This window comes from Modestobacter sp. VKM Ac-2983, from assembly GCF_026967885.1.
Taxonomy (GTDB): Bacteria; Actinomycetota; Actinomycetes; order Mycobacteriales; family Geodermatophilaceae; genus Modestobacter.
The window spans coordinates 835,034-855,370 of sequence record NZ_JAPVBK010000003.1 but is presented as its reverse complement, the minus strand read 5'-3'; the positions used below and the strand labels follow the sequence as shown (position 1 = coordinate 855,370).

The following is a 20,337-nucleotide window of genomic DNA, read 5'->3' as shown; positions in this document are numbered from 1 at the left end:
CGCCGGAGCCGGGGCGTAAAGTCGGCACCCGGTCCAACGACGTCCCTCGACGAAGAAGGCACTCGACCCCGTGTCAAGCGTGAGCTCATCCCAGCCGTCCCCTGCCCACTCCGCCAACCCGGTCGCGGGCTTCGGTACCAACGAGTGGCTGGTCGAGGAGATGTACCAGCAGTACCTCGCCGATCCACGGAGCGTGGACCAGGCCTGGCACGACTTCTTCGCCGACTACCGGCCCGGCAGCCCGGTCGCCGACGGACAGGACCGCACGACCGAGCCGGCCGAACCGGCCCCGTCGCCGGAAACGTCCGAGCCCCGGAGCGCCCAGGCGGCGTCGACGCCGTCGGCCACCACCTACGCCTCCCCCGCGCCCAGCCGAGAGGTCGCACCGCAGATGACCCAGTCGGGCCCCGCCACATCGAAGCCGGCACCCGCCAGCACGAGCTCTTCCGACGAGGGCGCCACGGGCGCCTCGGCCGAGAACTCCTCCGACAAGGGCTCCTCCGACAAGGGGGCTGCCGCCCCGGCCTCCCGCACCGCCGCGAGCGACACCCGGTCCGAGGGCACCGTCGTGGCCCGTGCCGCCGAGCGCGCCTCCCAGCAACAGCCCGCGACGCCGGCCAAGCCGGTCGTCAAGCCGGGTCCCGGCCGCGCCGAGGGCGACGACGCCGGCCCCAAGCGCACCCCCCTGCGCGGGGCCGCCGCGAGCGTCGTGAAGAACATGAACGCCTCGTTGACCGTGCCGACGGCCACCAGCGTGCGAGCGGTGCCGGCCAAGCTGATGGTCGACAACCGCATCGTCATCAACAACCACCTGGCCCGCGCCCGGGGCGGGAAGATCTCCTTCACCCACCTGATCGGCTACGCGCTGGTCCGGGCGCTGGACGACTTCCCGAACATGAACAGCGCCTTCGCCGAGGTCGACGGCAAGCCGGTGCACGTCCAGCCCGAGCACGTCAACTTCGGCCTGGCCATCGACCTGCCCAAGCCCGACGGCACCCGCTCGCTGGTGGTCGCCTCCATCAAGGCCGCCGAGGGGATGGACTTCGCCGCCTTCTGGGGCGCCTACGAGGAGATCATCCGGCGCGCCCGGGCGGGCAAGCTGACGATGGAGGACTTCTCCGGCACGACGATCAGCCTCACCAACCCCGGCACCATCGGCACCAACCACTCGGTGCCGCGGCTGACCACCAACCAGGGCACGATCGTCGGCGTCGGCGCGATGGACTACCCGGCCGAGTTCCAGGGGATGAGCCCGGAGGCCCTCGCCGAGATGGCCGTCTCCAAGATCATCACGCTGACCTCGACCTACGACCACCGGGTCATCCAGGGTGCTGAGTCCGGCGACTTCCTGCGCCGGATGCACGGGCTGCTGCTGGGCCAGGACGGCTTCTACGACGACGTCTTCCGCTCGCTGCGCATCCCGTACGAGCCGGTCCGCTGGGTGCCGGACAAGCGGATCAGCCACGAGGGCCAGATCGACAAGGAAGCCCGGGTCATCGAGGTCATCGAGGCCTACCGGCGCAACGGCCACCTCATGGCCGACACCGACCCGCTGGAGTTCAAGGTCCGCACCCACCCCGACCTGGACATCGTCCAGCACGGGCTGACCCTGTGGGACCTGGACCGGCCCTTCCCGGTCGGGGGCTTCGCCGGCGAGCGCACGATGCTGCTGCGCGACATCCTCGGCGTGCTGCGCAACTCCTACTGCCGCACCGTCGGCATCGAGTACATGCACATCACCGACCCCGAGGAGCGCCGCTGGCTCCAGGAGCGCGTCGAGGTCAAGCACGACCAGCCCAGCCGGGACAAGCAGAAGCGCGTCCTCGGGCGGCTCAACGCCGCCGAGGCCTTCGAGACCTTCCTGCAGACGAAGTACGTCGGCCAGAAGCGGTTCAGCCTCGAGGGCGGCGAGTCGGTCATCCCGCTGCTGGACGAGGTGCTGGTCAGCTCCTCCCAGCACGGCATCGAGGAGGTCGCGATCGGCATGGCCCACCGCGGCCGGCTGAACGTGCTGGCCAACGTGCTGGGCAAGAGCTACGCCAAGATCTTCGGCGAGTTCGAGGGCAACATCGACCCGGGCACCGTGCAGGGCTCCGGTGACGTGAAGTACCACCTCGGGGCCGAGGGGAGCTTCGAGCACGAGGGCCGTTCGGTCGCGGTGTCGCTGGCCAGCAATCCCAGCCACCTGGAGACGGTCAACCCGGTGCTCGAGGGCATCGTGCGGGCCAAGCAGGACATGATCGACAAGGGCGAGGGCGGCTTCACCGTGTTGCCGCTGCTGCTGCACGGCGACGCGGCGTTCGCCGGTCAGGGCGTCGTCCAGGAGACCCTGAACCTCTCCCAGCTGCGCGGCTACCGCACCGGCGGCACGGTGCACGTGGTCATCAACAACCAGGTCGGCTTCACCACCAGCCCGGCCCAGTCCCGCTCGACCCTCTACTCCACCGACGTGGCGCGGATGATCGGTGCCCCGGTCTTCCACGTGAACGGTGACGACCCCGAGGCCTGCGTCCGGGTGGCCAAGCTGGCGGTCGACTACCGGCAGGAGTTCAAGAAGGACGTCGTCATCGACCTCGTCTGTTACCGCCGCCGCGGGCACAACGAGGGCGACGACCCGTCGATGACCCAGCCGCTGATGTACGACATCATCGACCGCAAGCGCTCGGTCCGGAAGCTCTACACCGAGGCGCTCGTCGGCCGCGGTGACATCACCCTGGCCGATGCCGAGGAGGCGCTGAAGGACTACCGCGGGCAGCTCGAGCGGGCCTTCGCCGAGACCCACGACGCCCGTGACTCCTCCGCGCCCGAGCCGGTGATGGACCCGCGGTCCCCGCAGGAGGCGACGGTCGACACGGCGATCACGCCGGAGGTGCTCAAGACCATCGGCGACGCGCACGTCTCGCTGCCCACCGACTTCACCGTGCACCCGAAGCTGCAGCGGATGCTGGAGCGCCGGGCGGCGATGGCCAGCGAGGGCGGCGTCGACTGGGCGATGGGCGAGCTGCTGGCCTTCGGCTCGCTGCTCATGGAGGGCGTGCCGGTGCGGCTGGCCGGGCAGGACTCCCGCCGGGGCACGTTCGTGCAGCGGCACTCGGTGCTCATCGACCGGGAGACCGCCAGCGAGCACACCCCGCTGCTGAACCTCACCGAGGACCAGGCGAAGTTCTTCGTCTACGACTCCCTGCTGTCGGAGTACGCCGCGCTCGGGTTCGAGTACGGGTACTCGGTGGCCAACCCCAAGGCCCTGGTGCTCTGGGAGGCCCAGTTCGGCGACTTCGTCGACGGCGCACAGATGGTCATCGACGAGTTCATCAGCTCCGGCGAGGCGAAGTGGGGGCAGCGCTCCGGCGTCGTCCTGCTGCTCCCGCACGGGCTGGAGGGCCAGGGGCCCGACCACTCCAGCGGCCGGATCGAGCGCTTCCTGCAGCTGTCGGCCGAGAACAACATGACGGTCGCCAACTGCTCGACGCCGGCGAACTACTTCCACCTGCTGCGCCGTCAGGCGCTGTCGGAGGTGCACCGCCCGTTGGTGGTGTTCACACCCAAGTCGCTGCTGCGCGCCAAGGCCGCGGTCAGCTCGGTGAGCGACTTCACCGAGCAGCACTTCCGCCCGGTGCTCCCGGACCCGGGTGTGGGTGGGCAGCCCCTGGACGGCTCGGCGGTGCGCCGCGTCCTGCTGTGCAGCGGCAAGATCAGCTACGAGCTGCTCGCCCAGCGGGAGAACGAGGGGACCGCCGACATCGCGATCCTGCGGGTCGAGCAGCTCTACCCGCTGCCGGCCGAGGAGATCGCCGAGGCGCTGGCTGCCTACCCGAACGCGACCGACGTCGTGTGGGTGCAGGAGGAGCCGGCCAACATGGGCGCCGCCCAGTTCATGGCCGTGAACCTGCCCGAACACCTGCCGGGCGGGCGCACGCTGCGCGGGGTGTCCCGGAAGGCCTCGGCCAGCCCGGCCGTGGGCTCGGCCAAGGTGCACGAGGTCGAGCAGCGTCAGCTGGTCGCGCGGGCCTTCGCCGACTGACGGGCTCGACCATGTACTTCACCGATCGCGGCATCGAGGAGCTGGCCGGCCGGCGGGGCGAGGAGCAGGTCTCGCTCTCCTGGCTGGCCGACCAGCTCCAGGCCTTCGTCGACCAGCACCCCGACTTCGAGGTGCCGGTCGAGCGGCTGGCCACCTGGCTGGCCCGGGGCGGCACGGACGACGTCGACGAGGACTGAGGAACGCCCCTCCCGAGCCCGACGCGGGTTCCGGGTGGGTGGCCGTTCTCGCCTCTCCTCGCGCGCCTCCTGGGCAGCGGGCCGCCCTGGCGGCACGCTGCGTAGGTGCTCGGTCACTCCCACGCCCTCTCCGGCCTGGCCGCCGGCGCCGCGACGCTCCCCTGGGTCCCGGTGCACGGCACGGTCGCCCAGGTCGCCTGGGTCTCCGCCGTCGGCGGGTTCGCCATGCTCCCGGACCTGGACCAGCGGGGTTCCACGATCTCCGGGATGTGGGGCCCGTTGACCGACGTCCCGTCCGGGCTCGTCAACACGGTCGCCCGAGGGCACCGCTGGGGGACCCACGACGCGGTTCTCGGCTCCCTGGCGTTCGGGCTCCTGGCCACCGCCGCGACGTGGCACCGCTGGTCCACCCTGCTGCTGCTGGCGCTCGCGATCGGGCTGGCACTGCGGGCGTTGCACTTCGTCATCCCGGGCCGTGCGGAGAACACCGTGATCGGCAACCTGGCGCTCTCCTGGGCCGGCGCGTGGCTGCTGCTCGAGCACAGCCCGGCGCCCGGGTGGCTCCCCCTGGCCGTCGTCCTCGGCACGCTGACCCACATCGCCGGTGACTGGCTGACCAAGGAGGGGGTGCCCGTCCCGGTCTTCTGGCTCGTCCGGCGCAGCCGGCTGGCGCCCGTGCACCTGCGCACCGGTGCGATCGTGGAGAAGGCGGTGCTGGTCCCGCTGTTCCTGGTGGCCACCGTCGTCCTGCTGTACCTCAACACCGCGGCGCACGACCTCGTCGCCCCCCTGCTGGACCGCCTCGGCTGACGCCGGCCCGTCAGCCGGGTGGGGCAGGGCGCAGCCTCCCCGGCCGGGGCCACAGCCGGCCCACCACCCGGCCCACGACGACCGCCGTCCCGAACGCCCGGGAGTCGTCGGTGACCAGCAGGTTGTCCCCTTCCACCCAGTGCCCGCCGGGCACCGCACGGCGCACCCGCTTGACCACCAACAGCTCCGGCCGCGCCGGGAAGCGGGCGAGCACGACGGTGCCGCTGGGCACGGTCGCCCCGACCGCCACCCGGCGCACCAGCAGCCGGTCGCCGTGCCGCACGGTCGGGGTCATCGAGGGCCCGGTGACCCGGGCCGAGACCCAACGGGTCGGCAGCCCGGGCAGGTCGTCCGGGCTGCCACTTCTCGACGTGTCCTCGTTGATCACCGCGGGTAGGGTCGCAGAAGACCCATCCCCGCGAACCCGGAGGCACACCCATGCGTCTGTTCCGCATGTTCTCCGCCGTGGAGGCCACCGCGCACTGCGACCTCCCCTGCGGCGTCTACGACCCGGCCCAGGCCCGCATCGAGGCCGAGAGCGTCAAGGGCATCCAGGAGAAGTACCAGGGCAACGAGGACCCGGTCTTCCGCACCCGCGCCATCCTGATCAAGGAGCAGCGGGCCGAGCTGGTCAAGCACCACCTGTGGGTGCTGTGGACCGACTACTTCAAGCCCCCGCACTTCGAGAAGTACCCGCAGCTGCACGAGCTGTTCAACAAGGCGACCAAGCAGGCCGGCGCCGCCGGCGGCAAGGGCAGCATGGACCCCGCCGAGGGTCAGAAGCTGCTCGACTACATCGCCGAGATCGACAAGATCTTCTGGGAGACCAAGGCCGCCGCCTGATCAAGGACCCCGTCCTCCTCACCCCGCACGCTCGGGGTGGACCTCGGGACGGGGCCGGACTGCCGGGTCATCCCCTCTGGGGTGGCCCGGCAGTGTCGTACCTGCTGCCGGTCGGGTGGCAGCTCGCCCGACCCAGGAGACCAGCAGCCCCGTGAGCCCCCGTTTCGACCTGCGCTCGTTGCTCGAACGGGTGGAGGCAGCCGCGCCGATCGACGCCGTCACCGCGGTCACCGCGGAGCTCGCCACCCTCTCCGGCGCCACCGAGGTCTCCTTCCTGATCGCCGACTTCAGCGGGCACGCCCTGGTCCGACTCGGAACGGCGAGCCGCGCGCCGGAGGGCTCCCGTGTCCGAGGTCCCGAGCACGCGGAGACCCTGCGGCTGGCGGGCACGGTGCACGAGCAGGTCCTGCGCACCCAGCAGGCGGTCGTGCAGACCGGCGACGCGGGCACCTGCGTGCTCGTCCCGGTCACCGACCGCGGCGACGCCATCGGTGTCCTGGAACTGGTGCTGCCCGAGTCGCCCGACGAGCAGGAACTGGCCGACATCTCCGCGGCCGGCCACGCCCTCGCCTACGTGATCATCGCCAACCGGCGGCACACCGACCTCTTCGAGTGGGGTCAGCGCACGACCCCCTTCTCGCTGGCCGCGGAGATCCAGCGTCGCCTGCTGCCCAGCGCCTTCACCTGCGAGGCCGGTCAGTTCACCCTGGCCGGCTGGCTGGAGCCGGCCGCCACCGTGGGCGGGGACACCTTCGACTACGCCCTGGACCGGGACTCCCTCCACGTCTCGGTCAGCGATGCGGTCGGACACGAGGTCGGCGCGGCGCTGCTGGCCACCCTGCTGGTCGGCAGCCTGCGCAACGAGCGGCGTCGCGGGCTCGGCCTCGGCGACCAGACCCGCAACGCCAACGACGCCGTCAGCTCGCACTCGGCGCCCGGCGAGTTCGTCACCGGCCAGGTCCTGCGTGTCGACCTGCACACGCTCGAGGCCGAGATCGTGAACGCCGGGCACCCGTTCCCGCTGCGGCTCCGCGACGGCCGCGTCGAGGAGGTGGAGCTGGCCATCGACCTGCCGTTCGGCGTCGAGGCCGGTACCGAGTACCGGCTCCAGCGCTTCGTGCTGGAGCCCGGGGACCGGGTCGTCTTCGTGACCGACGGGATGCAGGAGCGCAACGCGGCCTCCCTCGACGTCGCGGCCGCGCTGGCCGCCACGGCCGCGCTGCACCCCCGCGAGGTCGTGCACGAGCTCGGGCAGGCGGTGTTGCGCGCCACCGGCGGCGTCCTGCGGGACGACGCCTCCGTCGTGTGCCTCGACTGGTACGGCGGCCCACCCCGCGACCGCGTGAGCCAGACCGGGGCCAGCGACCGGCTCGCCTCCCCGTGAGCCCACGGGAGCGCGTACCCGCCGTGACGCCGCCGTCCGCAGGCGTTCGGCTCCCGTCCCGGTAACCTCGGTCTGCGATGCGCATCGACCGGGCCGGCTGGCCCTTCCTCGCCGTTCCCCTGGCCTCTGCGGCGGTCTCCACCGCCCTGGGCCGGGGCAGCGGTCCCCGTGCGGCCCGTGCCCTGACGTGGCCCTTCCTCGCCCTGTCGGCGTACATGGCCGCCTTCTTCCGCGACCCCGACCGGCGGTGCGACTCGACTCCGCCCGCGGCCGACGACGTCCTCTCCCCGGCCGACGGCGTCGTCATGGTCGCCGGCGATCCCCAACCGGGGGTGGCCCCCGAGGGCGACTGGCAGCAGGTGAGCGTCTTCCTGTCCGTCGTGGACGTGCACATGAACCGGGCTCCCTACGGCGGCCGGATCACCTCCTCCACCTACACGCCGGGGAGCTTCCTGGCCGCCTACCGGGCGGAGAGCGCGCACCGCAACGAGCACAGCGAGCTGTGGGTGCGCGACGGCGACCGCACGGTCGTCTTCCGCCAGATCGTCGGCGTGCTGGCCCGCCGGATCGTCACCCGCGTGGTGCCGGGACAGCAGGTGGCCACCGGTGAGCGGATCGGGCTGATGAAGTTCGGCTCCCGGATGGACGTCTTCGTCCCCCCGGAGTGCACCGTCACCGTCACGAAGGGGCAGCGGGTGCGGGGCGGCGAGACCGTCATCGCCCGCTGGTCCTCCCCCAGCTGAGGAGCGGGCGGATGCCAGGGAGGCGCACCACCACCGTCGAGTTCGTCCGGGGGTCCGTGCGCGGCGGTCGGCGGCGGGCCCGCTCGTGGCTGCCCAGCCTCTTCACCCTCGCCAACATGATGTGCGGCTTCGGCGCCATCCTGGTCGCGTTCCGGGGGGAGTACCGGCTGGCCTGCCTGCTGATCGCGTTGTCCGTCGTGTTCGACATCGCCGACGGCGCGGTGGCCCGGCTGGTCGGCGCCGTCTCCCCGTTCGGCCTGCAGTTCGACTCGCTGGCCGACCTGGTCTCCTTCGGCCTGGCCCCGGCCCTGTTGGTCTTCGCCCTCTTCTCCGACGGCCGGGACGAGCTCGACGCCCTGGGCTGGGTGGCCTGCTTCCTCTGGGTCGCCTGCGCCGCCATCCGGCTCGCCCGCTTCAACACCACGATCGACCCGACGGCCGACAAGCGCTTCTTCACCGGCCTGCCCAGCCCTGGCGCGGCCGGGGTCGTGCTGGCCAGCGTGTACGCCTTCGCCGACCTGATGCAGGGCCGTGACCGGCTGTGGGTGCTGCTGGTCGTCGTCGTCCCCGGGCTGCTGATGATCAGCAACATCCGCTACCGCTCGTTCCGGTCCCTGGTCAGCCCGAAGAGCGGCAAGCCCTACGGTCTGGTCACGTCGGTCGTCCTGGTCGTCGTCGGCCTGCTCACCGTCCCGACCGTGACCAGCCTGGTGGTCGCCTACAGCTACCTCGTCTCCCCGCTGGTGATGCCGGTGCTGACCCCGCTGGGCCGGCTGGTCCCCGACCGGGTGAAGGAGGCGCTGTCGTGAGCGTGCGCCGGGTCCGACCCGACGACGTCCCGACGGTGCTCCGACTGGTCCGTGAGCTGGCCGCCTATGAGGAGTCCGAGCACGAGGCCCGGATGACCGCCGACCAACTGCACGCCGCGCTGTTCGGGGAGTCCCCGGCCCTGTTCGGGCACGTGGCGCTGGCCGGCGACGGCGAGATCGCCGGCTTCGCGCTGTGGTTCCTCAACTTCTCCACCTGGCGCGGCACCCACGGGCTGTACCTGGAGGACCTCTACGTCTCCCCGTCGCACCGGGGGACCGGGCTGGGCCGGGAGCTGCTGCGCACGCTGGCCGACGAGTGCGTGGCCCGCGGGTTCGCCCGGCTGGAGTGGTCCGTCCTGGACTGGAACGCCCCGTCCATCGAGTTCTACAGAGCTGCCGGTGCGGTGCCGATGGACGGGTGGACGGTCTTCCGGCTCACCGGTGACGCCCTGACCCGGTTCGCGGCCGACCGTCGCTGACCCACCCGACCGACAGGAGAACGGCGTGACCACCGAACGCGGCGAGTCCGAGTGCTGGCTGACCGACATGGACGGCGTCCTGGTGCACGAGGGCAAGGCGCTGCCCGGCGCCGCTGACTTCCTGGCCCGGCTGGTCGAGCGCAACCGCCGGTTCCTGGTGCTGACCAACAACTCGATCTTCACCCCGCGCGACCTCTCCGCCCGGCTCTCCCGCAGCGGCCTCGACGTCCCCGAACAGGCGATCTGGACCTCCGCGCTGGCCACGGCGGACTTCCTGGCCTCCCAGCTGCCCGGCGGATCGGCGTACGTCATCGGCGAGGCCGGGCTGACCACGGCACTGCACGAGGCCGGGTACACGATGACCGACACCGACCCGGACTACGTCGTCCTCGGGGAGACCCGCACGTACTCGTTCGAGGCGATCACCCAGGCGGTCCGGCTGGTGGGCGCCGGCGCCCGGTTCATCGCGACCAACCCCGACGTCACCGGCCCCTCCCCCGAGGGCCCGCTGCCGGCGACCGGCTCGGTGGCGGCGATGATCACCAAGGCCACCGGCGCCGAGCCCTACTTCGTCGGCAAGCCCAACCCGATGATGTTCCGCAGCGCGATGAACCGGATCGAGGCGCACTCGGAGTCCACCACGATGATCGGCGACCGGATGGACACCGACGTCGTGGCCGGCATCGAAGCGGGGCTGGACACGATCCTGGTGCTCACCGGCTCGACCCGCGCCGAGGACGTCAGCCGGTTCCCGTTCCGGCCCAGCCGGGTGCTGCCCTCCATCGCCGAGGTCATCGAGCTGATCTGAGGGAGGACCCCCACGACTCGTAGGCTCGCGCCGGGACCCTGCGAGGGGGCCTAACGCTCGAAGAAGGCGAGCCGGGCCTCGGGGGTGGCCAGCAACCACAGCTCGGTCGCGACCAGGGCCAGCACCGGCAGGCCGATCAGCGGCTGCTGCGCCTCGAACGCCGCGTTGTAGGCGAGCAGGCCCAGCAGGACCTGCAGCACGATGACCGGGCCGCGGGACCAGCCGGACACCCGCCACAACCCGACCGCTGCTGCCGCCAGCAGCCCCGCCCCCAGCCCCACGTAGACCACCTCGGCCAGCGCCCGGCCGACGCTGTCCGGTGAGCCGGTGAGCGTCAGCACGAGCAGCGTGAGCGCGAGGGCGGTCAGTGCGAGCGCCTCCACGGCCACCACCAGGGCAGCCCGCCGGACGGCGGTTGGCGCCGCCGTGCGGGGCCGGGCCGGGTGCGGTGTGGTGGGCTGGGCCGCCCTCCCGAGCAGTCCCTCTGCCCGCGACCGACGACGGCCCGGGGTCTGTCCGTCCTGACCTGACACGCCGCCGAGGTTACGCGCGGGCACCTCGCCTCCCGGTGCACCGGACGTGCCGCGCGGTCGCCGCAGGGCCGGTCGATATGTTGAGCGGCATGCGTGCGCTGCTGGTGGCGAACCCGGCGGCCACGACCACCACCCGCAAGGTGCGCGACGTGCTGGTCCGGGCGCTCTCCAGCGAACTGCAGGTCGAGCTGGCCGAGACGGCGCACCGCGGACACGCGCGGGAACTCGCCGCCCAGGCCGCGGCGGACGGCGTGGACGTCGTCGTGACCCTCGGGGGCGACGGCACCGTCAACGAGGCCGCCAACGGGCTGCTGACGGCCGGTCCGGGGCCCCGGGTGCCGATGCTCGCCGTCGTCCCGGGCGGGTCGACCAACGTCTTCGCCCGCGCCCTCGGCCGCTCCCGGGACCCGGTCGAGGCGACCGGGGAGATCCTCGACTCGCTGCGGGCCGGCCGCACCCGGCTGGTCTCCCTCGGCACCGCCTCCGCGCTGACCGGCGAGGAGGGGACGACGGAGGGCTGGACCACGCCCCGCTGGTTCGTCTTCGCCGCCGGGATGGGCTACGACGCCGACGTGATCTCCCGGGTCGAGGCCCAGCGCGCCCGGGGGCGGCGGTCCACCGGCAGCCTCTACATCGGGGCCGGGGTCAACGCGTTCCTGCTGGGCCGGGACAGGCGTCGTCCGCCGATGACCCTCGACCTGCCCGGCGAGCCCCCCGTGGACGGGCTGTTCCTCGCCCTGGTCTCCAACGTCAGCCCGTGGACCTACCTGGGGGCCCGCCCGATCGACCCCAGCCCCGACGCGTCCTTCGACACCGGCCTGGACGTCTTCGCGATGGGCCGGGTCGGCGTCGTCCGGATGCTGCACCACCTGCGCCAGACCATGGCCGCCCGGCCGGACGCCCGGGGCCGCGGGGTGCACCGCTGGCACGACCTCGGGGAGCTCACCCTGACGTCCACCCGCCCCCAGGGCTGGCAGCTGGACGGTGACCACCTGGGCACCGCCACCGGGCTCCGCGTCCGGTCGGTCCCGGAGGCGCTGCGCGTCGTCGTGTGACCGAGGCGCTGCGCGTCGTCGTGTGACGGAGGGCTCGGCAACAGGACCCCCCGGGGTGGTGCACGGACGCGCCGAGTGGGGTAGGACGGAGTGGCGAGGTCCTGCGGGTCGTGGTGAGGTTGCTCACGAGCGCCGTCGAACGCCCGGCGAACTGCTTGACAGTGCGTCCACTCGTGAAAGCATCACAAGCAAGCAACCTGCTGGTAACACAGCAGGCGGTCGTCGTTCTTCGTGCTGTCACCAGCGCACGGACCTGCGGGGGCGGTCTCCGGACCGACGACCGGACACCCTGACGAGATCGAGGAGTACACCGCCATGGACTGGCGCCACCGCGCGCTCTGCCGGGACGAGGATCCGGAGCTCTTCTTCCCGATCGGGACGACGGGCCCGGCAGTCGTCCAGATCGAGCAGGCCAAGGCCGTGTGCCGCCGCTGCCCGGTCGTCGAGTCCTGCCTGGACTGGGCCCTGACCTCCGGTCAAGACTCCGGGGTCTGGGGCGGTCTGTCCGAGGACGAGCGCCGTGCCCTGAAGCGTCGGACCGCACGCACCCGGGTCCGCACCGCCTGAAGAAGGACCCCGCGCAGCCGACGCCCACCTCGGGCACCTGCAGCGAGGCCGTACAGCAAGGGCCGCTCCGTACCGGAGCGGCCCTTGCTGCGTTCACCGGCGAGGGCGCCCGGCGCCCGGGAGGCTGAGCACCGCCTCGGTCCCCGGGCCACCGTCCGAAGGCGGGCCCATCTCCAGCGTCCCGTGCAGTTCGCTGGTCACCAGCGTCCGGACGATCTGCAGCCCGAGCCCCGTGCTGACCGCCGGGTCGAACCCCGGTGGCAGACCGCGGCCGTCGTCGCGGACCCGGACCACCAGGTCGTCACCCGTCCGCTCGGCCGCGAGCACGATCGTCCCCGGCTCGCCGTCCTCGAATGCGTGCTCGGCGGCGTTGTGCAGCAGCTCGGTCACCGCCATCACCAGCGGCGTCGCGCACGCCGCGGGCAGCTCCCCGATCGCACCGGCGCGGGTGATCCGCGCCGCCGGCCCCACCGAGGTCACGTCGCCGAGCATCGGCAGCACCTGGTCCAGGACGTCGTCGACCTCGACGACGTCCTCGCGGCTGCCGGCCAGCGTCTCGTGCACCAGCGCGATCGAGGCGACCCGGCGCACCGACTCCTCCAGCGCCGCCCGGGCCGCCGGCTCGGTCATCCGCCGGGCCTGCAGCCGCAGCAGCGCGGCCACGGTCTGCAGGTTGTTCTTCACCCGGTGGTGGATCTCCCGGATGGTGGCGTCCTTGGTCATCAGCGCACGGTCCCGGCGGCGCACGTCTGTGACGTCCCGGACCAGCACCAGCGCGCCCGCCTCACCGCCGGGAGCCTGCAGCGGCAGCGCCCGCACCAGCATGGTCGCCGCGTCGTTCTCCACGTCCATCGGCTCGGGGAACCGGCCCGCGACCGCGGCGGCGATGCTCGCCGCCACCGCCTCACCGGCCACCCGGTCCGCCGAGACCCGGCGCGTCACCTCCGCCAGGTCGGCGCCGACCACGTCCCCGGTCAGCCCCATCCGGCGGTAGGCCGACAGCGCGTTCGGGCTGGCGTAGACCGCGTGCCCGGAGCCGTCCAGCCGGACCAGCCCGTCCCCCACGCGTGGGCTCATCTCCGCGTCGTCCAGCATCCGCGGCGGGAAGGTGCCGGCAGCCACCATCAACGACAGGTCGGCGGCGATGTCGAGGTAGGTCAGCTCGAGGGTCGACGGGGACCGGGTCGCCGCGAGGTTGGTGTCCTTGGCAAGCACCGCGACGACCGCGCCGTCGTGCCGCACCGGGATGACCTCCCGGTGGCGGGGGCTCGTCCCCGACGGATCGGGCTCCCCGTCGGTGATCGGCTGGCCTTCCCGCTGGGCGCGGAGCAGCGGCTCGGCGTCGGACCCGGTGGCCTCACTGCCCACCAGGTCCTCCGGCTGGCTCGTGGGCGCCGTCAGCGGGCGGACCTGGGCCACGCACCACCAGGCCCCGCTCTGCAACGGCACCCACAGGGTCAGGTCGGCGAAGGACAGGTCGGCCAGCAGCTGCCAGTCGGCCACCAACCGGCGCGCGTGGTCGACCTGGGAGGGGCTCGCCGAGCCGCGGGTGAGACGTTCGGACAGGCTGCTCATCGTGGGCCGGAGCCTACGGCCCCGTCCGGAGCCTCACCCGAGCCTGCGAGGGAGGAGTGGACAGGGTCCTGTGTCTACCCTGCTCCGGTGGCCTCTCCCGCACCCGTCGTCGGCCCGGCCGGGCCCGCGGACTTCGCTCGCATCGCCGAGCTGACCGTGGCCGTCTACGCCGCCGAGGACCTCGCGCCCGCCGAGTACCTGCCCCAGCTGGCCGACGTGGCGGGCCGGGCGGATCGGGCGGAGCTGCTCGTGGCTCGCGACCAGGACGGGCGCATCGTCGGCAGCGTGGCGCTCGTGCTGTCCGGGGACTTCGGCGAGGTCGTCGAGTCCCCGGACGAGGCGGCGTTCCGGATGCTCGCCGTCGACACCGCGGCGCGCGGGCAGGGCGTCGGGGCAGCGCTGGTGCGGGCCTGCCTGGACCGGGCGCGGGCGGCCGGCAAGCAGCGGATGGTGCTGTCCACCGGCGACCGGATGGCCGCGGCACACCGGCTCTACGGGCAGCTGGGGTTCACCCGGCTGCCCGAGCGGGACTGGACACCGGTGCCCGGCGTCGACCTGCGGGTCTACTCGCTGGACCTCTGAGGGGCCCGTCAGCCGGGGAGGACGGTGGCGATCAGGTCGCCCTCTTGGAGGACCTCGCCCTCCACCACGTGCAGCTCGCCCACCGTGCCGGCGCGCTCACTGAGCACCGGGATCTCCATCTTCATCGACTCGAGGATGACCAGCGTGTCGCCGGCAGCGACCTCCGTGCCGGGGGCCACGAGCACCTTCCACACGCTGGAGACCATCTCGGCGTGGATCTCCTCGACCGCCACCGGCGCCTCCTCTTTCCTGACCTGCACCGAGCCGCCTCAGCCGACGGTCTGCACATGAAAGCACGCGGAGGGCCGGACGCCGCAGCGTGCCGAGCGCCGGCTCAGCTGCAGCCGGGGACGAGCGCACCGGCGATGCGGCGCAGCACGGTGCACACTGCCGGACCGTCGTGCGGGACGCCTGTCTCCGGGAGCCCGGTGAGGACCTCCGTCGCGACTCGTGCCGCACTCGCCGCATCGGGGCCCGCAGCGCTGACCGTGGCCAGCAGTGCGTCGTACCAGCCGTCGAGCCGGTCGCCTTCGTCGTAGCCGCTCACCGCGACCAGCTCGGTGTCCCCGGCGATCCGCCCGCCGACGGGCCGGACGTCGGGCAGCCGGCCGGTGACGCGCCCCTCGGTCCCCGGCGGCAGTGTCGACCGCAGCTGGACGGCCAGCCCGGCGTACGGCGGCCCCTCGGCGTCGTCCGGGAGCCCGCCCGCCGGCGTACCGGACACACGGCCCAGCGCCACGGCGACGGCGTCCAGCCCGTGTGCCCGCTCCAGCACGGCGATGTCGAGGGAGAAGCCGGCCGCGACCTCGGCGAGCTCACCGCCGGGGTCGATGCCCACGGTGACCAGCCCACGCCAGCCGAGCTCCGGGAGCCGCCGCGCGGCTGCGGGCAGTACCCCCAGCCCGTCGGGGGGCGTCCAGGAGACCCGCGGGGTGCCCCCGGCGCGGTCGCGCAGCACCGGGGTGACGTGGTGCAGCCCTTCGTCGCTGACCCAGGCCAGGAAGCCCCGTTCGCTGGCCGGTTCGACCCCGTCGCCGCCGAGGCGCTCGAGCACCCCGGCCTCCGGGCCGACCCAGCCCAGTCCGGCGTCGGCGACCGCGGCGGCCAGCCGGGCGTTGCCGGCGAGAGCGGGGGGGACGGGGAGCACCGCGTCGACCCGGGTGCGCCGGGCGGCCTCGACCAACCGGCGGACGTCGAGGTAGGACTCGGCCGCCGGGGCCGGACCCAGCAGCACGGACTCGTCGGCCATCCGCACGTGCCGCGCGTTGCGCTCGGCCTCCGAGTGGACGGCCACGGCCTTCACGCCCAGCTGACCGCACGCCCGGATCACCGCGCAGGCCATCGGCCCGCGACCGGCCACGAGCACGCTGTCGACTGCCTGGACCACGTCGTCCTCCTCTTCCCGGCCGCGCCGTCCCGCGCACCTGCCGTACCGGATCCTCCCGGTGGCCCGTGTCACCACCGGCCCCGACCGCGCACCAGCGCACGGTCCCCGGCCCACCCGTGAGAGCCTTGCAGGGTCAGCTTGGCCGGTGACGAGGTGTCCTGCACCGCGGCACCGGGACCGATCCGCACCCGGGCGTCCTGCCCGGGTGGAGCACAGAGAGGAGGGGCAGCGATGTCCAAGCGTGGACGCAAGCGGCGCGCCCGCAAGAAGAGCGGCGCCAACCACGGCAAGCGCCCCAACGCCTGACGGCGGGGGGAGCGCTGCGCCGCCCTAGGCGGTGGGGCGCTCCCCCGGCGACTGTTCGCCGTACAGGTGCGTGGTCGTCGACTCGAAGCTGGCCTTCTCCACGCGCACCTGGGTGCCGTCCTCCTCGAAGGAGACGGTCGTCAGCTGCACCTTGATCCGGTCCCGCAGGCCCATCGGCGTGGGGTCACCGCCGCAGCGGCGCCGCACCAGCGCCTTGAACTCCTGCTCGATGCCGAACTGCCGCAGACACGGGGAACAGTCCTCGAGGTGCTCGGCGATGACCGCCCGGCGGGCGTCGTCGGTCTCGTGGTCGAGGAACTCGAAGACGTGTGAGAGCACGTCGTCGCACGAGGTGACGTCATCACCGTGGAGGTCGTGCCGGGCGCCGTCGTGAGCGTCGGTGCTCATGAGCGGGTCGCCTCCTCAGCAGCTCCGGCCGCGACGAAGCCGCGCTCCCGGGCGTAGTCGGCCAGCAGCTTCTGCAGACCGCGTCGGCCGCGGTGCAGGCGGGACATCACCGTGCCGATGGGCGTGCCCATGATCTCGGCGATCTCCTTGTAGGCGAACCCCTCGACGTCGGCCAGGTACACCGCGAGCCGGAAGTCCTCCGGCAGCTGCTGCAGCGCGTCCTTGATGTCGGTGTCGGGCAGGTGGTCCAGCGCCTCCATCTCGGCGGAGCGCAGACCGCTGGAGGTGTGCTCCTCGGCGGCGTACAGCTGCCAGTCCTGCACCTGCTCGGTGGGGTACTGCTGCGGCTGGCGCTGCTTCTTGCGGTAGCTGTTGATGTAGGTGTTCGTCAAGATCCGGTACAGCCACGCCTTGAGGTTGGTGCCCTCGGCGAACTGGTGGAAGGCGGAGTACGCCTTGACGAAGGTCTCCTGCACCAGGTCCTCGGCGTCGGCGGGGTTGCGGGTCATCCGCAGCGCCGCCGGGTACAGCTGGTCCAGGTAGGGCAGGGCATCGCGCTCGAAGCGGGCGTCGCGCTGTGCCCGGGTCTCGGCGAGCTCGGCACGACTGCCGTCGGCGCGCGCCTCCGGCGTCTCATCGGGCTTCCCCGTCTCGACGACGGGGTTGTCGCTCGCGGGCTCCTCGGGCACCGACCGTCCTCTCTGCGGCGCCCGGGAACGGGCGACCACGTCGCTCGATCCTAGCCGGGTGCGGCCGGGGCGGCCGGGGGGACGGCGGGCGGGCGCAGAACCGCGCGAGATGCGCGCCGGGGCGCCCGAGACTGTGCTGCTCACGGTCGGTGCAACGGCACGCACCCGGGCTCGATTCCCCGTCGGGGCGTTCGTCGGGGAAACCGCTCCCGGCGCCGTCGCGTCCGGCCTAGGCTGCTGCGCCGTGGCTGCGACACCGGCGGTGCGGACCCTGGACCAGGCGCGGGCCGCCTACTCCCTGCACGAGTACGACCCGGCCGACGGCGCGGACGGACACGGCTACGGCGAGGTGGCGGTGGCCGCCCTGGACGCCGATCCGGCCCAGGTGTTCAAGACCCTGGTCACCCGGGTCGACGGTGCCCTCACCGTCGCCGTCGTGCCGGTCAGTGGCCAGCTGGACCTCAAGGCGCTCGCCGCCGCCGCCGGCGGCCGGAAGGCCACCATGGCCGACCCGGCCGACGCCGAGCGGAGCAGCGGCTACGTGCGGGGCGGGATCAGCCCGCTGGGCCAGCGGAAGGCGCTGCCGACCGTGGTCGACGACAGCGCACTGGCCTTCCCGACCGTGCTGGTCAGCGCGGGGCGGCGCGGGCTGCAGGTGGAGCTGTCACCGGCGGACCTGGTGCGGCTGACCCGGGCCCGGACCGCCGCGATCACCCGTAGCTGACGCTCAGCCGTAAGGCGTCAGCAGCTGGTCCACCGGCGCGAAGTCGTCGGTGAGGACGCCGGCGTCCCCGATGAAGCCGTCGAGCTCGGGCCCCTCGGCCACCTGCCAGGCGAGCCCGCGCTCCTCCATCTCGGCGGCGATCTCCGTCGCCGGCAGCGGACGCTGGGAGGCGACCGCGACCACGTTCCCGCCGGCCTCGCCGGCCAGCACCGGCGCCCGGGCCAGCAGCAGCACGTGGTCGAAGACCTGCTGCAGGGTCGCCAGCTCGGCGCGGACGAAGGACAGCGGGGGGTGGTCGATGAGGTTGACCGCGTAGACGCCGTCCTCGGCCAGCGCGTGGTCGACCAGGCGCAGCGCCTCTGCCGTAGTGAGCTGCCACGGCACCGACAGCCCGCCGAAGGCGTCGCCGACCACGAGGTCCCGCTCCCCGGCGGTCTCCGCCTCGAGCCCGACCCGTGCGTCGCCCACCCGCACCTCCAGGTCCGCGGAGGTCTCCAGCCCCAGCTCCTGCTCGTCGATCGCGACGACGCCGGGATCGACCTCGAGCACGAGGCTCTGCGTGCCCGGCCGCACCTCGGCCAGGTAGCGGGGCAGGGTCAGCCCACCGCCACCGACGTGCAGCGCCGACAGCGGTTCACCCGCCGGTGCCAGCGCGTCGGTGACCGAGGCGATCGCCTGGACGTACTCGAACTCCAGGTACGTCGGGTCGGCCAGGTCGACGTAGGAGTGCCGCAGGGTGTCCAGCACCAGCACCCGGCCGGTGTCGCGCGCCGGGTCGGCGACCACCCGGGCGCAGTGGTAGGCGGTCTCCCGCTCGCAGGGCGTCGGCGCCACCGCGGCGAGCACCGGGGCGGCCACGGCCAGCGCCAGCAGCCCGACCGGGAGCCGGCCGGCCACCCCGGGGGTCCGGCGGCGCAGCAGCACGGCCAGCGCCACCCCGACCACGACGACCAGCAGCCCGGTGCCGACCAGGATCACGCTGCTGGGCAGGACCGCGACCAGCAGGAAGCCGGTGGCGAACGTCGCCACGATGCCCCCGATCGTGCCGATGCCCGAGAGCCGGCCGACCACCGAACCGGTCCGGGCGAGGTCGCCCAGCTGCAGGGCCACCACCATCGGCGGGACGGCGGAGAGCAAGGCGGCCGGGACGACGACGGCGACCGCGGCCAGCAGCAGCACGTTGCCGGCCGCGGCGCCGGTGAGCAGCTCCCCGGCGAACCGGACCAGCGGCAGCACCGCCACCACCAGGGCCCCGCCGGCGATCATCAGCGGCGCGATCAGCCGTCGTGGGTCGGTGCGGTCGGCGGCGACTCCACCGGCCCAGGCGCCGATCGCGATCGCGGCCAGCGCGAACCCGATGATCGCGGTGCTGGTCTGCAACGTGATGCCGACGTAGGGGGCGATCAGCCGCAGGCCGACGACCTCCATCACGAGCACCGCCCCGGAGGACAGGAAGGTCACGCCCGCGGCGATCCAGTCGGGCAGCGCCCGGGCGGAGACCTGGACGTGCTCCGGGTCGGTCGACGCGGTGGTCGGGTGCGGGTCCAGCGGGCTCACCTCGGGGATCGGGGGACGGTCAGAACAGGGCGGGCTGGTCGGCGGGCTCGCTGACCGACTCCACCCGCGCGGTGAGCTGCGGCCCGTTGTGCGCCACGTTGCCCACGGCCGGGTCGACCGGGCGGATCTCCAGCCGCTCGACGTACTCCGGTGGCGTCGGGCCCGCGAGCTCGGTGACGTCCTCGCGGGCCGGGTCCAGCCACTCCGCCCAGCGGTCGGGCGGCAGCACCAGCGGCATCCGGGGGTGGACCTCGGTGAGGGCGCCGACGGCGGGTGCGGTGACCACGGTGCAGCTGTACAGCCGGTCCTCGCCCCGGCCCCACACCTCCCAGAGCCCGGCGAAGGCCAGCCCGGAGCCGTCCTGCGGGGTCACGTAGAACGGCTGCTTGCCGGGGCGGTCCTGCCGGGGCGCCCACTCGTACCAGCCGTCGGCCGGGACGAGGCAGCGCCGGCTCGCCGCCGCGGTGCGGAACGCGGGCTTCTCGGCCAACGACTCGACCCGGGCGTTGAGCATCCGGTTGCCGACCGAGACGTCCTTGGCCCAGGAGGGGACCAGGCCCCAGCGCACGACCCGGAGCTCGCGGTGCCCGCCGCCGGTGAGCGCGCCCTCGGCGTCCCGGTCCTTCGTGTGCCGCACCACGTACACGTCCTTGGTGGGGGCGACGTTGTGGTCGGCCGGCAGCGGGGCCTGGCCCTCGGCCGGGACCGCCTCGAACTCCAGCGCGAGGTCCTCAGGACGGCGGCTGGCGGCGTACCGACCACACATGACGGGCTCCTCCCGGACGACGACGTCCCCGAGCGTAGGTGCGCCCACCGACGACCCGCCGCGCGTCGCCGGTGCGGAGAGGGGTAGGACGGAG

At 73.3% G+C, this 20,337-nt stretch carries 23 protein-coding genes; 14 read left to right on the top strand and 9 right to left on the bottom strand.

Annotation, left to right across the window (positions count from 1 at the left end):
• The first annotated feature begins 79 nt into the window (after positions 1 to 79).
• The 3 genes from O2W18_RS16100 to O2W18_RS16090 all read left to right on the top strand — a co-directional run bounded on the left by O2W18_RS16100 (position 80) and on the right by O2W18_RS16090 (position 5,028).
• On the top strand, positions 80 to 4,021 hold the full coding sequence (locus O2W18_RS16100) for a multifunctional oxoglutarate decarboxylase/oxoglutarate dehydrogenase thiamine pyrophosphate-binding subunit/dihydrolipoyllysine-residue succinyltransferase subunit (protein ID WP_269188468.1): 3,942 nt from the start codon (positions 80 to 82) through the stop codon (positions 4,019 to 4,021).
• 11 nt (positions 4,022 to 4,032) lie between these two features.
• Entirely contained in the window at positions 4,033 to 4,218 is a 186-nt protein-coding gene (locus O2W18_RS16095; protein WP_269158777.1) for a DUF6104 family protein, read from the top strand.
• Between the two features lie 105 nt (positions 4,219 to 4,323).
• The gene (locus O2W18_RS16090; protein ID WP_269188467.1) at positions 4,324 to 5,028 is read left to right on the top strand and encodes a metal-dependent hydrolase; all 705 of its coding nucleotides are present in this window, start codon (positions 4,324 to 4,326) and stop codon (positions 5,026 to 5,028) included.
• A gap of 10 nt (positions 5,029 to 5,038) precedes the next feature.
• On the opposite strand, the gene O2W18_RS16085 is transcribed toward O2W18_RS16090, so the two are convergent.
• Positions 5,039 to 5,416 carry a S26 family signal peptidase gene (locus tag O2W18_RS16085; RefSeq protein ID WP_269188466.1) on the bottom strand — a complete coding sequence of 126 codons (378 nt, stop codon included), beginning with the start codon at positions 5,414 to 5,416 and terminating at the stop codon, positions 5,039 to 5,041.
• Between the two features lie 50 nt (positions 5,417 to 5,466).
• On the opposite strand from O2W18_RS16085, the gene sodN reads away from it, so the two are divergent.
• The 6 genes from sodN to O2W18_RS16055 all read left to right on the top strand — a co-directional run bounded on the left by sodN (position 5,467) and on the right by O2W18_RS16055 (position 10,094).
• Positions 5,467 to 5,871, top strand: a complete 405-nt coding sequence (gene sodN / locus O2W18_RS16080; RefSeq protein ID WP_269164662.1) for a superoxide dismutase, Ni — start codon at positions 5,467 to 5,469, stop codon at positions 5,869 to 5,871.
• Positions 5,872 to 6,022: 151 nt separating this feature from the next.
• Positions 6,023 to 7,255, top strand: coding sequence for a PP2C family protein-serine/threonine phosphatase (locus O2W18_RS16075; RefSeq protein WP_269188465.1), 1,233 nt, complete (start codon positions 6,023 to 6,025; stop codon positions 7,253 to 7,255).
• 77 nt (positions 7,256 to 7,332) lie between these two features.
• Entirely contained in the window at positions 7,333 to 7,998 is a 666-nt protein-coding gene (locus tag O2W18_RS16070; protein WP_269188464.1) for a phosphatidylserine decarboxylase, read from the top strand.
• Between the two features lie 11 nt (positions 7,999 to 8,009).
• Positions 8,010 to 8,807, top strand: a complete 798-nt coding sequence (pssA, locus tag O2W18_RS16065; protein WP_269170794.1) for a CDP-diacylglycerol--serine O-phosphatidyltransferase — start codon at positions 8,010 to 8,012, stop codon at positions 8,805 to 8,807.
• A complete protein-coding gene (locus O2W18_RS16060; protein WP_269188463.1) occupies positions 8,804 to 9,286 on the top strand; it encodes a GNAT family N-acetyltransferase in 483 nt (160 codons plus the stop codon). Before pssA ends, O2W18_RS16060 begins: the two co-directional genes overlap by 4 nt.
• A gap of 25 nt (positions 9,287 to 9,311) precedes the next feature.
• Complete coding sequence (locus O2W18_RS16055; protein WP_269170792.1) at positions 9,312 to 10,094, top strand: HAD-IIA family hydrolase; 783 nt, start codon at positions 9,312 to 9,314, stop codon at positions 10,092 to 10,094.
• A 50-nt stretch (positions 10,095 to 10,144) separates the two neighbouring features.
• Here O2W18_RS16055 and O2W18_RS16050 read toward each other — a convergent pair whose 3' ends face one another.
• Positions 10,145 to 10,477 (bottom strand): hypothetical protein, encoded by a 333-nt coding sequence (locus O2W18_RS16050; RefSeq protein WP_269188462.1) that lies wholly within the window; start codon positions 10,475 to 10,477, stop codon positions 10,145 to 10,147.
• Between the two features lie 239 nt (positions 10,478 to 10,716).
• On the opposite strand from O2W18_RS16050, the gene O2W18_RS16045 reads away from it, so the two are divergent.
• Positions 10,717 to 11,682 (top strand): diacylglycerol/lipid kinase family protein, encoded by a 966-nt coding sequence (locus O2W18_RS16045; protein ID WP_269188461.1) that lies wholly within the window; start codon positions 10,717 to 10,719, stop codon positions 11,680 to 11,682.
• 315 nt (positions 11,683 to 11,997) lie between these two features.
• Positions 11,998 to 12,249 (top strand): WhiB family transcriptional regulator, encoded by a 252-nt coding sequence (locus O2W18_RS16040; protein WP_269158766.1) that lies wholly within the window; start codon positions 11,998 to 12,000, stop codon positions 12,247 to 12,249.
• 93 nt (positions 12,250 to 12,342) lie between these two features.
• Here O2W18_RS16040 and O2W18_RS16035 read toward each other — a convergent pair whose 3' ends face one another.
• Positions 12,343 to 13,824, bottom strand: coding sequence for a sensor histidine kinase (locus O2W18_RS16035; RefSeq protein WP_269188460.1), 1,482 nt, complete (start codon positions 13,822 to 13,824; stop codon positions 12,343 to 12,345).
• Positions 13,825 to 13,911: 87 nt separating this feature from the next.
• Here O2W18_RS16035 and O2W18_RS16030 point away from each other — a divergent pair, with 87 nt between their 5' ends.
• Positions 13,912 to 14,406, top strand: a complete 495-nt coding sequence (locus O2W18_RS16030) for a GNAT family N-acetyltransferase (protein WP_269188459.1) — start codon at positions 13,912 to 13,914, stop codon at positions 14,404 to 14,406.
• Between the two features lie 8 nt (positions 14,407 to 14,414).
• On the opposite strand, the gene O2W18_RS16025 is transcribed toward O2W18_RS16030, so the two are convergent.
• Positions 14,415 to 14,639, bottom strand: a complete 225-nt coding sequence (locus O2W18_RS16025; protein WP_269170787.1) for a biotin/lipoyl-binding carrier protein — start codon at positions 14,637 to 14,639, stop codon at positions 14,415 to 14,417.
• A 101-nt stretch (positions 14,640 to 14,740) separates the two neighbouring features.
• Entirely contained in the window at positions 14,741 to 15,793 is a 1,053-nt protein-coding gene (locus O2W18_RS16020; RefSeq protein WP_269188458.1) for a biotin carboxylase N-terminal domain-containing protein, read from the bottom strand.
• Positions 15,794 to 16,024: 231 nt separating this feature from the next.
• Between O2W18_RS16020 and O2W18_RS21780 the strand changes: the two genes are divergently transcribed.
• On the top strand, positions 16,025 to 16,099 hold the full coding sequence (locus O2W18_RS21780) for a 50S ribosomal protein bL37 (RefSeq protein ID WP_014742531.1): 75 nt from the start codon (positions 16,025 to 16,027) through the stop codon (positions 16,097 to 16,099).
• Between the two features lie 24 nt (positions 16,100 to 16,123).
• On the opposite strand, the gene rsrA is transcribed toward O2W18_RS21780, so the two are convergent.
• Together rsrA and O2W18_RS16010 are read right to left on the bottom strand one after the other, a co-directional pair.
• Positions 16,124 to 16,507, bottom strand: coding sequence for a mycothiol system anti-sigma-R factor (rsrA, locus tag O2W18_RS16015; protein WP_269188457.1), 384 nt, complete (start codon positions 16,505 to 16,507; stop codon positions 16,124 to 16,126).
• Positions 16,504 to 17,196 (bottom strand): sigma-70 family RNA polymerase sigma factor, encoded by a 693-nt coding sequence (locus O2W18_RS16010; RefSeq protein ID WP_269188456.1) that lies wholly within the window; start codon positions 17,194 to 17,196, stop codon positions 16,504 to 16,506. The genes rsrA and O2W18_RS16010 overlap by 4 nt, the downstream gene beginning before the upstream one ends.
• A 244-nt stretch (positions 17,197 to 17,440) precedes the next feature.
• Between O2W18_RS16010 and ybaK the strand changes: the two genes are divergently transcribed.
• The gene (gene ybaK, locus O2W18_RS16005) at positions 17,441 to 17,920 is read left to right on the top strand and encodes a Cys-tRNA(Pro) deacylase (RefSeq protein ID WP_269188455.1); all 480 of its coding nucleotides are present in this window, start codon (positions 17,441 to 17,443) and stop codon (positions 17,918 to 17,920) included.
• 3 nt (positions 17,921 to 17,923) lie between these two features.
• On the opposite strand, the gene O2W18_RS16000 is transcribed toward ybaK, so the two are convergent.
• Positions 17,924 to 19,477, bottom strand: a complete 1,554-nt coding sequence (locus O2W18_RS16000) for a fused MFS/spermidine synthase (protein WP_269188454.1) — start codon at positions 19,475 to 19,477, stop codon at positions 17,924 to 17,926.
• A gap of 19 nt (positions 19,478 to 19,496) precedes the next feature.
• Positions 19,497 to 20,243, bottom strand: a complete 747-nt coding sequence (locus tag O2W18_RS15995) for an SOS response-associated peptidase (protein WP_269188453.1) — start codon at positions 20,241 to 20,243, stop codon at positions 19,497 to 19,499.
• Between the last annotated feature and the right edge of the window lie 94 nt (positions 20,244 to 20,337).

What these genes read in the sequence shown, in the direction of transcription:
- O2W18_RS16095 (WP_269158777.1), top strand. Translation starts at nt 4,033, where the DNA reads ATGTACTTCACCGATCGCGGCATCGAGGAGCTGGCCGGCCGGCGGGGC.
- sodN (WP_269164662.1), top strand. Translation starts at nt 5,467, where the DNA reads ATGCGTCTGTTCCGCATGTTCTCCGCCGTGGAGGCCACCGCGCACTGC.
- O2W18_RS16070 (WP_269188464.1), top strand. Translation starts at nt 7,333, where the DNA reads ATGCGCATCGACCGGGCCGGCTGGCCCTTCCTCGCCGTTCCCCTGGCC.
- pssA (WP_269170794.1), top strand. Translation starts at nt 8,010, where the DNA reads ATGCCAGGGAGGCGCACCACCACCGTCGAGTTCGTCCGGGGGTCCGTG.
- O2W18_RS16045 (WP_269188461.1), top strand. Translation starts at nt 10,717, where the DNA reads ATGCGTGCGCTGCTGGTGGCGAACCCGGCGGCCACGACCACCACCCGC.
- O2W18_RS16040 (WP_269158766.1), top strand. Translation starts at nt 11,998, where the DNA reads ATGGACTGGCGCCACCGCGCGCTCTGCCGGGACGAGGATCCGGAGCTC.
- O2W18_RS16035 (WP_269188460.1), bottom strand. Translation starts at nt 13,824, where the DNA reads ATGAGCAGCCTGTCCGAACGTCTCACCCGCGGCTCGGCGAGCCCCTCC.
- rsrA (WP_269188457.1), bottom strand. Translation starts at nt 16,507, where the DNA reads ATGAGCACCGACGCTCACGACGGCGCCCGGCACGACCTCCACGGTGAT.
- O2W18_RS15995 (WP_269188453.1), bottom strand. Translation starts at nt 20,243, where the DNA reads ATGTGTGGTCGGTACGCCGCCAGCCGCCGTCCTGAGGACCTCGCGCTG.